Annotated in this window: 13 protein-coding genes; 7 read left to right on the plus strand and 6 right to left on the minus strand. The window is 68.5% G+C overall.

Annotated elements, in window-relative coordinates:
* From mbhE (ACK42S_RS11670) to mnhG, 7 genes are all read left to right on the plus strand, one after another.
* A partial coding sequence (gene mbhE, locus ACK42S_RS11670) for a hydrogen gas-evolving membrane-bound hydrogenase subunit E (protein ID WP_409707392.1) occupies positions 1-2221 on the plus strand: 2221 nt, incomplete at its 5' end.
* Positions 2218-2676: an MnhB domain-containing protein gene (locus tag ACK42S_RS11675; protein ID WP_409707395.1), complete on the plus strand. Its 459-nt coding sequence runs from the start codon at positions 2218-2220 to the stop codon at positions 2674-2676. The genes mbhE (ACK42S_RS11670) and ACK42S_RS11675, both read left to right, overlap by 4 nt.
* Positions 2673-3086 (plus strand): sodium:proton antiporter, encoded by a 414-nt coding sequence (locus tag ACK42S_RS11680; RefSeq protein WP_409707398.1) that lies wholly within the window; start codon positions 2673-2675, stop codon positions 3084-3086. Before ACK42S_RS11675 ends, ACK42S_RS11680 begins: the two co-directional genes overlap by 4 nt.
* Positions 3083-4537, plus strand: a complete 1455-nt coding sequence (locus tag ACK42S_RS11685) for a proton-conducting transporter membrane subunit (protein ID WP_409707401.1) — start codon at positions 3083-3085, stop codon at positions 4535-4537. Before ACK42S_RS11680 ends, ACK42S_RS11685 begins: the two co-directional genes overlap by 4 nt.
* Positions 4538-4557: 20 nt before the next feature.
* Entirely contained in the window at positions 4558-4917 is a 360-nt protein-coding gene (locus tag ACK42S_RS11690; protein WP_409707404.1) for a Na+/H+ antiporter subunit E, read from the plus strand.
* Positions 4914-5192 carry a monovalent cation/H+ antiporter complex subunit F gene (locus ACK42S_RS11695; RefSeq protein ID WP_409707407.1) on the plus strand — a complete coding sequence of 93 codons (279 nt, stop codon included), beginning with the start codon at positions 4914-4916 and terminating at the stop codon, positions 5190-5192. Before ACK42S_RS11690 ends, ACK42S_RS11695 begins: the two co-directional genes overlap by 4 nt.
* Positions 5189-5530, plus strand: a complete 342-nt coding sequence (gene mnhG, locus ACK42S_RS11700; protein WP_409707410.1) for a monovalent cation/H(+) antiporter subunit G — start codon at positions 5189-5191, stop codon at positions 5528-5530. The genes ACK42S_RS11695 and mnhG overlap by 4 nt, the downstream gene beginning before the upstream one ends.
* Here mnhG and ACK42S_RS11705 read toward each other — a convergent pair whose 3' ends face one another.
* The 6 genes from ACK42S_RS11705 to mbhE (ACK42S_RS11730) all read right to left on the minus strand — a co-directional run.
* Positions 5531-5872, minus strand: a complete 342-nt coding sequence (locus tag ACK42S_RS11705) for a Na+/H+ antiporter subunit G (protein WP_409707413.1) — start codon at positions 5870-5872, stop codon at positions 5531-5533.
* An 8-nt stretch (positions 5873-5880) separates the two neighbouring features.
* On the minus strand, positions 5881-6165 hold the full coding sequence (locus ACK42S_RS11710) for a K+/H+ antiporter subunit F (RefSeq protein ID WP_409707417.1): 285 nt from the start codon (positions 6163-6165) through the stop codon (positions 5881-5883).
* The gene (locus ACK42S_RS11715; RefSeq protein ID WP_409707421.1) at positions 6162-6710 is read right to left on the minus strand and encodes a Na+/H+ antiporter subunit E; all 549 of its coding nucleotides are present in this window, start codon (positions 6708-6710) and stop codon (positions 6162-6164) included. Before ACK42S_RS11715 ends, ACK42S_RS11710 begins: the two co-directional genes overlap by 4 nt.
* A complete protein-coding gene (locus ACK42S_RS11720) occupies positions 6710-8314 on the minus strand; it encodes a monovalent cation/H+ antiporter subunit D (protein WP_409707424.1) in 1605 nt (534 codons plus the stop codon). Before ACK42S_RS11720 ends, ACK42S_RS11715 begins: the two co-directional genes overlap by 1 nt.
* Complete coding sequence (locus tag ACK42S_RS11725) at positions 8311-8655, minus strand: Na+/H+ antiporter subunit C (RefSeq protein WP_409707427.1); 345 nt, start codon at positions 8653-8655, stop codon at positions 8311-8313. Before ACK42S_RS11725 ends, ACK42S_RS11720 begins: the two co-directional genes overlap by 4 nt.
* A partial coding sequence (mbhE, locus tag ACK42S_RS11730; RefSeq protein ID WP_409707430.1) for a hydrogen gas-evolving membrane-bound hydrogenase subunit E occupies positions 8652-10816 on the minus strand: 2165 nt, incomplete at its 5' end. The genes ACK42S_RS11725 and mbhE (ACK42S_RS11730), both read right to left, overlap by 4 nt.

Here is a 10816-nt window from a genome sequence, read left to right on the forward strand (position 1 = left end):
GGCGGTGGCGCTGGCAGGGGTGCTCTGGCTGTTGAGCACCCAGACCCTGCCTGTGCAGGGCCACCTCCCGTGGGTGCCCGAACTCGGCATCGATCTGGCCTGGCGCATCGATGGCCTGTCGGCCCTGATGCTGCTGATGGTCACCGGCGTGGGCACGGCCGTGTTCGTCTATGCCGGGGCCTATCTGGCCGGCCACCCCCAGCAATCGCGTCTGTACGTGCTGCTCACGCTGTTCATGGGCGCGATGATCGGCTGTGTGACCGCCGACAACCTGGTCGTGCTCTTCGTGTTCTGGGAACTCACCAGCCTCACCTCGTTCCTGCTCGTGGGCTTCCACCACACCGACCTGGCCAGCCGCAAGTCGGCACAGCAGGCTTTCCTGGTGACCGCAACGGGAGGCTTGGCCCTGCTCGCAGGACTGCTGCTGCTCGGGCACTTGATGGGCAGCTACTCGCTGTCCGCGGTGATCGAGCGCGTTCCCTACGAGGAAGCCTCACCGGCCCTGACCTTGGCCCTGGTGCTGATCCTCATCGGGGCATTCACCAAGAGCGCGCAGTTTCCCTTCCACTTCTGGCTGCCCAATGCCATGTCGGCGCCCACGCCGGTGTCGGCCTATCTGCACTCGGCCACGATGGTCAAGCTCGGGGTCTATCTGCTGGCACGCCTGGATCCGGCGTTCGGCGAATGGGATCTCTGGGAAATCGCACTGAAGACGGCCGGCTCGCTCACGGCGGCCTGGGGCATGGTGCTGGCCCTGCGTGAGCGCGACCTCAAGCGCATCCTGGCGTGGTCCACCGTGGCCACGCTGGGCACGCTGGTGGTGTTGATCGGCCTGCGCGGCGAGGGCGCCACGGTGGCGGTGGGCGCCCTGCTGCTGGCCCACGCCCTGTACAAGGCGCCGCTGTTTTTCGTCGCGGGCAACATCGACCACGGCACCGGCACGCGCGTGATCGACCGGCTGGGAGGCCTGCGCAAGGCCATGCCTTTCACCGCCGCGGCCGCCCTGCTGGCCGGCATGTCGATGGCCGGGATGCCGCTGTCGTTCGGCTACGTCGTCAAGGACGTGATCCTGGAGGTGAAGAGCGCCGACGATGTTTTCGCCTTCGCTCGCGCGGCCAACACAGTGTTCGGTGCCATCGCGGTGGCGGTGGCCGGCGTCGCCGCGGTGCGAGTGTTCTGGCGGCACCCTGGCACCAACGAAACCCCCGAAGCCCACGAAGGCGGGCCGGCCCTGGTGCTGCCGCCGCTGATCCTCGCCAGCCTGGGCATCGTGCTGGGCCTGTTCCCCTTCTATGTCGACGAACTCCTCGCGCTCGCCGCGGTGGCGATGACCCCCGGCACGCAGGCGACCGTCATCAGCCTGTCGCTGGAGATCGGCCCTTCGCTGGGCTCGCTGGCGGTGACCTTGCTGATCGGTGTGGCGATTTACTTGTTCTGGGATCCGCTGCACCGTCTGTTCGAAGCCGTGGGGCGGCGCGTCGGCCGCATCGGCATGGCGTCCCAGTACGAGCGGCTGCTGTCGGGCATCCCGAAACTTGCAGCACGCTGCACGCGCAGCCTGCAGCATGGCCGCTTGCCTGGCTACATGGCATTGACGGCGGGCACCGTCTCGCTCGGCCTGCTCGTGGCGCTGGGGCCGGCGCTCGTGGCCCTGCCTGGGCCTGCGGCGGGGGCCTGGTCCTGGGGTGTGGCCGGCTCGGTGGTCCTGATCGCCCTGGGCGCTGTGGCTGCGGCACTGCTGCGCGAGCGCCTCACTCTGCTGCTGGCCAGCGGACTGGTGGGCTATGGCAGCGCGACCCTCTTCCTGTTCACGGGCGCGCCGGACCTGGCCTTCACGCAGTTCACGGTGGAAACCGTGTTCGTGGTGGTGGTGGCGGCCGTGCTGCTCCAGCTCAAACGCCTGGGGCGTCCGATGTCCATCGACGAACCGCTGTGGCGCCCGGGGGCCGCTCTGGTCTGTCTGGGGTTTGCCACGCTGGTCACCGCCTTGCTGCTGCTGACGGTGGCCACCCCCTTCGATGACTCGCTGTCCGGATTCTTTGCCGAGCGCAGCGTGCCTGAGGCGTTTGGGCGCAACGTGGTCAACGTGATCCTGGTCGACTTTCGTGCGCTGGACACCCTGGGCGAGATCGCCGTGGTGGCACTGTCGTTTCTGGCCGCGCTGCCGCTGCTGCGCAGTCTGCGCGGCGCCTCTCAGACCAAGCCGGGGGCAGGCTCATGAGTCCGCGCCTTGTGATCCTCGATGTGGTGGCCCGGGCGCTCTATGGGCTCATTCTGGCGGCGTCGGTGTGGGTGCTGCTGCGTGGCCACAACGAACCAGGCGGCGGCTTCATCGGCGCGCTGGTGGCCGTGAGCGCCTCGGTGCTGTGGGGCATCGCCCGCTCGCCTGCTCAGGCGATACACCGGCTGCCCACGGGCTCGCCGGTGAGGCTGGCCGCCCTGGGCGTGTTGGTGGCTGCGGTGTCGGGTCTGCCGGCCCTCGCACAGGGCCAAGCCTTCTTGACCCACTGGTGGGGCGCTCTCGACCTGGGATTCACCGAGCTCAAGATCTCCACGGTGCTGCTGTTCGACATCGGGGTGTATCTGTGCGTGTGGGGCGCGCTGGCCGGTTATGCCCTGGCGCTCATCGACATCGACGAGCCCACGTCCAATGATTCGCGGGAGACTGGATCATGACCTGGCTGCTGGCCGCCGCCGTCTGGATCACTCTGGCCGTGGGCCTGTACCTGGCCCTGTCGCGCGACGTGCTGCGCTGCGTGCTGGGGCTGGCCGTGCTGGGCGCGGGGGCCAACCTCGTGTTGTTCGCCGCGGGCCGCATCGGCTCGACGCAGCCCCCTGTGGTGCCGCTGGGCGAGAGCGTCCTGGCACAGGCGGCAAACCCCCTGCCCCAGGCGCTCGTGCTCACGGCCATCGTGATCGGCTTTGCACTGGTGTGCTTCTCGCTGGTGCTGGTGCTGCGCCTGATCGAGCGCGCGCGCACCGATGACGCGCTGAAGCTGCGCGAAGCCGAACCCGAGCCCACCGACCCGGTCAAGCCGCCGCTGCCCACGCCGCAAGCCGATGCCCGTGCCGGAGGTGCCGCATGAGCACGAGCGCGTTGGCCGTCACCCCGGTGCTGGTGCCGCTGGGCACCGCGATGCTCGCCGCGCTCGCGCAGCAACGCCCCACGGTGCAACAGACCATCAGCTTTGCGGGCATCGCAGCGCTGACCGTCTGTGCCCTGCTGCTGGTGGCCCAGGCCTCTTCGGGCACGCCGGCCGTGGCCCAGTTCGGCGGCTGGGCGGCGCCCTACGGGATCGAATTCGTGGTGGATGGCACCGGCGCCGCGCTCGTGCTGATCACGGCTCTGATGGGCGCGGCCTCGCTGCTGTTCCTGCTGAGTGATGCCGACCCGGGGCCGCGTCATCCGCTGCTGCTGCCGCTGGTGCACGGCGTGCTGGCCGGTGTGGGAGGCTCGTTCTGCACAGCCGACCTCTTCAACCTCTACGTCTGGTTCGAGGTGATGCTGATCTGCTCGGTGGGCCTGTTCGCGATCGGCGCTCGGGTGGACCAGCTCGACGGCACTTTCAAGTACCTGGCGCTCAATCTCTTCGGCACCCTGCTGTTGCTGATGAGCGTGGGCCTGGTCTACGGTGCCACCGGTCACCTGAACTTCGGCGCGCTGGGCGAAGCCTCGGCACAATGGCCGCCGGCCCTGGGCCTGGCCTTGCTGGCCGCGCTGACGCTCGCCTTCCTGATCAAGGCGGGGGCCTTCCCGCTGTTTGCCTGGCTGCCCGCGTCTTATCACACCTTGCCCGCGCCCGTGCTCGCCCTGTTTGCAGGCCTGCTCACCAAGGTGGGCGTGTATGCCGTGCTGCGCACGCTGGGTGACGTGTTCAATCCGGCACCGCAAGTGCTGTACGAAGCCTTGGGGTGGGTGGCCGCGGCAACGATGATCACCGGCGTGCTGGGCGCGGCCTACCACTGGGACATCCGCCGCATCCTGGCCTTCCACATCATCAGCCAGATCGGCTACATCCTGCTGGGCATCGCACTGGCCACGCCCGAGGGCCACGCGGCCACCCTCTTCTACACGCTGCACCACATCGTGGTGAAGGCCAACCTCTTCCTGATCGGCGCCATCGTCTGGGCGCTGACCGGCAGCTACGACCTGCGCCGCATCGGTGGGCTGTATGCGCCCAAGCCGCTGCTGGCCGTGCTCTTTCTCATTCCGGCGCTGTCCCTCGTGGGCATTCCGCCGTTGTCGGGCTTCTGGGCCAAGCTGCTGATCCTGCGCGAAGCCATCGCGCAAGAGCGCATCGTCTGGACCGCAGCCGCCCTGCTGGTGAGCGTGCTCACGCTGTACTCGATGATGAAGATCTGGATGGAGGCCTTCTGGAAGGCCCATCCTGATGAAACCTGGCAGCCCCCGCGCGTGCGCTTGGGGGCAGCCTACCTCGCCACGGCCGGCCTGGCGGCCGTGACCGTGTGGATCAGTCTGTGGCCGCAAAGCCTGCTGGCCTATGCCCAGGCCGCCGTGGACGGCTTCGGCCGCTGAGGATGAGAGGAGGAACCACCGTGGCCATCCTGCGTCACCCTCTGGTCTGCCTGGTGCTGCTGCTGCGCTTCCTGCGCGCCGTGGTCGTCTCGGGCTGGCAAACCGTGCGCGTGATCCTGCGCGCCAGCGGCCCTGCGGGCAAACGCCCGCCGGTGGGCTTCATCCGCATGCGCTTTGCCCCGATGAGCGAGCAAGGCGCCGCCCTGCTGGGCTGCATGATCTCGCTCACCCCGGGCACCACCACCATCGACATCGACATGGAACGCCACGAGATGCTGCTGCACATGCTCGACACCTCTGACGCCGCAGGCGCGGTGGCTGGCATCCGGCGCGAGTTCGAACGCTACCTCGTCATCCTGTTTGGAAAGAGCCCGGCATGATCATGACCTTGCTCGTCCTGAGCGCTCTGGCCGCCTCGGTGCTGGCCACCGTGCGCATCGTCCAAGGGCCCACGCACGCCGATCGCGTGGTGGCGCTGGACATCCTGCTGGCCGCCGGTGTGGCGCTGTGCGTGGCCGCGTCGCTGGCCACGGCACGCACCGTCTTTCTCGACGTGGGGATCGGCCTGGCCCTGGTGGGTTTCGTCGCGACGATCGGCTGGGCCCGCCTGATCGACCGCGCACCGCACAGTCACGTCGAGGAGACCACACCATGAGCGGTGTGTTGGAGATCCTCGCATCGCTGCTGCTGCTGGCCGGTGCTGCCTTGCTGCTGATGGCCGCCTGGGGGGTGATCCGGCTGCCCGATGCCTTGGCCCGCCAGCACGCCGCCACCAAGGCCGGCACCTTGGCACTGGCCTGCGTGTGCCTGGGAGCTGCTGGGTGGGCGCAGGATACGGGCTGGACGATGCGGCTGCTGGCGATCCTGGTGTTTCTGCTGATCACGCTGCCGGTGGCCTCCCACCTGCTGGCCCGGGCCGCGGTGCGTGAAGGCCGGGTCCAGGCCGACATCGATGCCGCTCCCCGAATCGACGACCCGCCCGGCCAGGCTTGATCAGGGGCGGGGCTGGTCGTGCGGCACCGGCGCCTTCGAGGGGCTGCGCAGGTGCATCGCCGCCTTGGCCAGCAGGTTGGCCGACACCGGCGCGGTGACGAAAAGGAACAGCGTGATCAGCAGCTCATGCAGGCTGTAGCGGCCCTCGGCCCAGTTGCTGGCCATGCTGGCCACGAGCACACCTCCCACCCCGAGGGTCGTGGCTTTGGTGGGCGCATGCAGGCGCATGTAGAAATCGGGAAAACGCAGCATGCCGATGGCACCCACCAAGGCAAAGACACCGCCAACCACCAACATCAGCGCGATGACGGCCTGGACGGCCCAATGAAGTTCGTTCCACATCGTCCACCTCACTCAATCACGTCGCCACGGGACAGGTAGCGCGCCAGCGCCACCGTGGAGGCAAAGCCCAGCAAGGCGATGATCAGCGCCGCCTCGAAGAAGAGTTCGGTGCCGAAGCGCATGCCAAAGAGGATCACCAGGGCGACGACGTTGATGTACATCGTGTCCAGGGCCAGCACGCGGTCTGGGGTCTGCGGTCCACGCAGCAGCCGCCACGCACACAGCACCAGTGCCAGGCCCACCGTCGCGAAGGCGAAGTTGAGCGCCCAGTCGATCAGGGGCCATCCGTTCATCCGAAGATCTCCATCAGCGGTTGCTCGTAGCGCTGTTTGATCTGCTCGGCCAGCGCTTGCGGGTCGGCACAGTCGAGCGCGTGCACCAGGATCTCGTGCCGCTCGTCATCGACGATGCACGACACGGTGCCCGGCGTGGTGGTGATGATCGTGGCCAGCAGCGTGATGGCTCCTGGCTGCTGCAGCTTCAAAGGCACGCGCACCCACGCAGGACGGGGGTCCGACGAGGGCGACAGCACGATGCGCGCCACGATGAAGTTGGATACCACGATGTCCCACAGCACGATGAACACGAAGCGCAGCGCCACGACCGGCTTGTGCAGGCGCGTGGCAGGCCCCAGAAAGCCATGCACAAGCCGCGGCACCACCAGCCCCAACACGGCAGCGGCAAGGATGTGTGCCGGGGCCAGGCTTTCCTGAAGCAGCAGCCACACGGCGGCCAGCAGCACCGACAGCACGGGGTGCGCCCCCCAGCGCCCGGGTCCGATCGCCTCCCGGGAGGTGGGTGCCGCGCGAGGGGCGGAAGAAGAAGTGGGACGATTCATCATGGGGTCTCCTGCCGCCCCCGATAGGGGCGGGTCGTCTCGGCCCGTTCGCCACCGTATTCGCTCAGGGCCGCACGGGCGTAGGCGGCGCGGTCGACCAACTGCTCGGCCGTGGCCTGGGTGTAGCGCTGCACAGGGGCGGCCAGCACGCTCAGCGCCACGCTGGCAGCCAGCAGCGAGCACGTGGCCAGGACCAGCTTGGCGCTGGCCCCCGAAGCCCCGCCGGCGGGCAAGTCGTCACGCACATGCCAAAACAGAATGCTGCCGGCACGCGCCAGCCCCACCAAGGTCAGAAAACCGGCCACCAGCAGCACACTCCACACCACAGCCTGCCAGGCATGATTGCTGGCCGCTTCGAGGATCATCAGTTTGCCGATGAAACCCGGCAAAGGCGGCAAGCCCGCGGTGGAGGCTGCCGCCAACAGCAGCATCAGGCCCAGCAGCGTCGGCTGCGCCACCGGCGAGGCCGGCACGAGCTGCGTGGCTGCGTCGCCGCGCTGGGCACCGACGAGCTCGGCCAGCAGGAACAGCCCAGCCGTCACCAGCGTGCTGTTGAGCATGTAGTACAGCGCCGCAGACCAGGCCTGGGTGGAAAACAGGCCCAGGCCGGCCAGCACGGTGCCGACCGAGGCCACCGTGAGCCAGGCCACTAGGCGCGGCAGCGTGCGTGCCGCCAGCGCCCCGGCCACCCCCACGGCGCTGGTGACCAGGGCCAGCGGCAGCAGGACCGGCTCCACGGTGAGGGCGGCGTCCCCAGCCCCTGCACCGAAGACCACGCCGTGCACGCGGACGATGGCATAGACACCCACCTTGGTCATCAGGGCAAAAAGCGCCGCCACCGGCGCACTGGATGCGGCATACGTGGCCGGCAGCCACATGGCCAGGGGCATCAGGGCCGCCTTGAAACCGAACACCACCAGCAGCACCAGCGCCGCGGCCTGCAGCACGACCGACTCGGGCGCCGTCACCTTGGGCACGCGCAGCGCCAGGTCCGCAAGGTTGAGCGTCCCCGTCTTCGCGTAGATGAGCGCCACACCGATCAGAAAAAGCGACGAGGCCGCGAGGTTCAGCACCACATAGTGCACACCCACGCGAAAGCGCTCCTTGCCTTGGCCATGCACCATCAGCACATAGGACGCGATGAGCAGCACCTCGAAGAACACGAAGAGATTGAACAGGTCGCCGGTGATGAAGGCACCGTTCAGGCCCATGAGCTGGAACTGGAAGATGGCATGAAAGTAGCGGCCGCGCGCGTCCCAGCCACCCGTGGCGTACCACAGCACGGGCAGTGCCACGCAGGCGGTGAGCAGCAGCATCATGGCCCCCAGGCGGTCGATGAGCACCAGGATGCCGAATGGCGCGGGCCAGTCGCCGACCTTGTAGGCCCTCAGCTCACCATGGCCGGCCTCGACGGCCAGTCGCGCAGCGATGACCCAGCCCAGGACGGCCGAGGCCAGCGCGATGCGGCGCGCCCACAGCAGCTTGCGATGGCCATGGCCGCCGTGAGGCTCGCCGCCATGGTCGCCCAGCAGGAGCAGCACGACCGCGGTGATCGCCGGCAGCAAGACCGGCAGGATGGGCAGATGGGTGCTGAACCAGTTCATGCGTGCCCTGCCTTGTCCGAACGGCCGTCGACATGATCGCTGCCGTTTTCATGATGGCTGCGCAAAGCCATCTCGATCACGAAGCCCGTGGTGGCAAAGCCGATCACGATGGCGGTGAGCACCAGCGCCTGGGGCAGCGGGTCGGCCACCTGTGCGCCCGGGGTGAGGATGGGCGGCGCGGCGCTCCACAGCCGGCCCATCGCGAAGATGAAGACATTGACCGCATAGCCCAGCAAGGTCAGGCCGATGACGACCGGGAAGGTGCGTCCGCGCAGCAGCAGGTAGATGCCGCAGGCCGTCACCCACCCGATACCGGTGGCCACGAGGAATTCCATCGTCATGCGCTCGCTCCGTTGTCCTTGGACGTTTCCTTGCTGGCCGATCCCAGCACCGACAGCATCAGCATCGTGGCACCGACCACCGTGACATAGACCCCGAGGTCGAACAGGGCCGCGGTGGCCAGCGGCAACTCGCCCAGCACGGGCACGACCGGATGGCCGTGGGCGCTGGTCAGGAAGGGTTCACCGAAGAAGAAGGCCCCCACCCCCGTGAGCCAGGCGATGCCCAAGCCCAGACCGATCCAGCGCACGAAGCGACGACCGGCCGCACCGCGCAGCAGCGCCTCGGCGCGCGCCTGGCCCATGGCCATGTACTGCAGCACCAAAGCCACGGCCGTGATCAGGCCGGCGATGAAGCCCCCACCGGGCAGATTGTGGCCGCGCCAGAAGATGAAGGCGCTCACCACCAAGGCCAGCGGCAGCACGAGGCGCGCCACCACCCGCAGCATGAGCGGCTCCTGGCTGTAACTCCAGGGCCGACCCTGCGGGTCGAGTGTCGGGCGATGCACGCGCAAGCCCTCGAGCAGGGCCAGCACACCCACGGCCGCAATGCCCAGCACGGTGATCTCGCCAAAGGTGTCGTAGCCGCGGAAGTCCACGAGAATGACGTTCACCGCGTTGGTGCCACCGCCTTCGGGCAGGGACTTTTCGAGGAAGTACCAGGAGATGGACTCGTGGTCTCGGGTGAGCATGAGCCAGGCCACCCAGGCCACACCACCGCCGCCGGCGGCCGCCAGCACCGCATCACGCCACTTGCGGCGCGCACTCGACTCAGCCGGGGTGGTCTGCGGCAACAGCGCCAGGCCCATCAGCAGCAGCACCGTGCTGACCACGTCAACCGAAAGCTGCGTCATGGCCAGATCGGGGGCCGACAAGGCCACGAAGGCCAGGGAGGACACCAGGCCCACCGCACCGGCCAGGACGACGGCCGTGAAGCGCTGGCGATGGGCCCGCAACAGCGCCACCCCCACGACCAGCAGGATGAGCCACACCGCCACCGCCACTGCAGGGGCTGGGAGCAGCTCGCGGCCCTGGGCTCCCAGGTTGTCGGCCGCCGGCAGCCAGAACGGCCAGGCCGCCAGCACGATTGCCAGGCCGATCATCCAGGCCAGGTATCGCTGCAGCGAACCGTTCTCGAGGGCGGCCGTGATCCGGCCGGCCAGGCCGAACAGGCCGTCGATGAAGCCCGTGAACACGGCCTTGCCGCTGAAGGCGCGTGGCGCGTGGCGATGCAACCGAGCGCCGGACTGCCAGGCGAAGTAGTAGACGGCACCGCCGCCCACCGCGACCGCGCTCATCAGCAGTGGCAGATTCAGGCCATGCCACAGCGCGGGCTGGAACTGCGGCGGCGGCGCGCCCAGCACCGCGGTGGCCGCGGCCACCACCAGCGGCCCGGTGAGCAGCGCCGGCATCAGGCCCACCGCGATGCAGATCGCCACGAGCAAGGCCACCGGGGCCTTCATGCCCCAGGGAGGTTCATGGGGATGGGCCGGGAGCTCGCGGGCCGGGCCGTTGAAGAACACGTCATGCACCAGGCGCAGCGAGTAGGCCATCGAGAACAGCCCGCCGACGGTGGCCAGCACCGGCACGAGCCAGCTCAGCGAGCCCCAGAACTGCGCCTGCACGGCCTGCTCGAACATCATCTCCTTCGACAGGAAGCCATTGAACGGCGGCAGACCGGCCATCGAGGCCGAGGCCAGCAATGCGAAGCTGCCCATCCACGGCATGGCCTTCATCAGGCCGCCCAGGCGGCGCATGTCGCGCGTGCCGGTTTCGTGGTCGACGATGCCCGCGGTCATGAACAGCGCCGCCTTGAAGCTGGCGTGGTTGAGGATGTGGAAGATGGCCACCACCGCCGACATCGGCGAGGACAGGCCGATCAGGAAGGCGATGAAGCCCAGGTGGCTGACGGTGGAGTAGGCCAGCAGGCCCTTCAGGTCGTGCTTGAACAGGGCCACGAAGGCGGCGAACACCATTGTGACGAGGCCCACGGTGGCAACGATGCCTTCGAACAGGGCGTTGCCGCCGATCACCGGGTACAGCCGCGCCAGCAGGAACAGCCCTGCCTTCACCATCGTGGCCGAGTGCAGGTAGGCCGAGACCGGCGTGGGCGCGGCCATGGCGTGGGGCAGCCAGAAGTGGAAAGGAAACTGCGCGCTCTTGG

The organism is Caldimonas sp., from assembly GCF_046289365.1.
Taxonomy (GTDB): Bacteria; Pseudomonadota; Gammaproteobacteria; order Burkholderiales; family Burkholderiaceae_C; genus Caldimonas.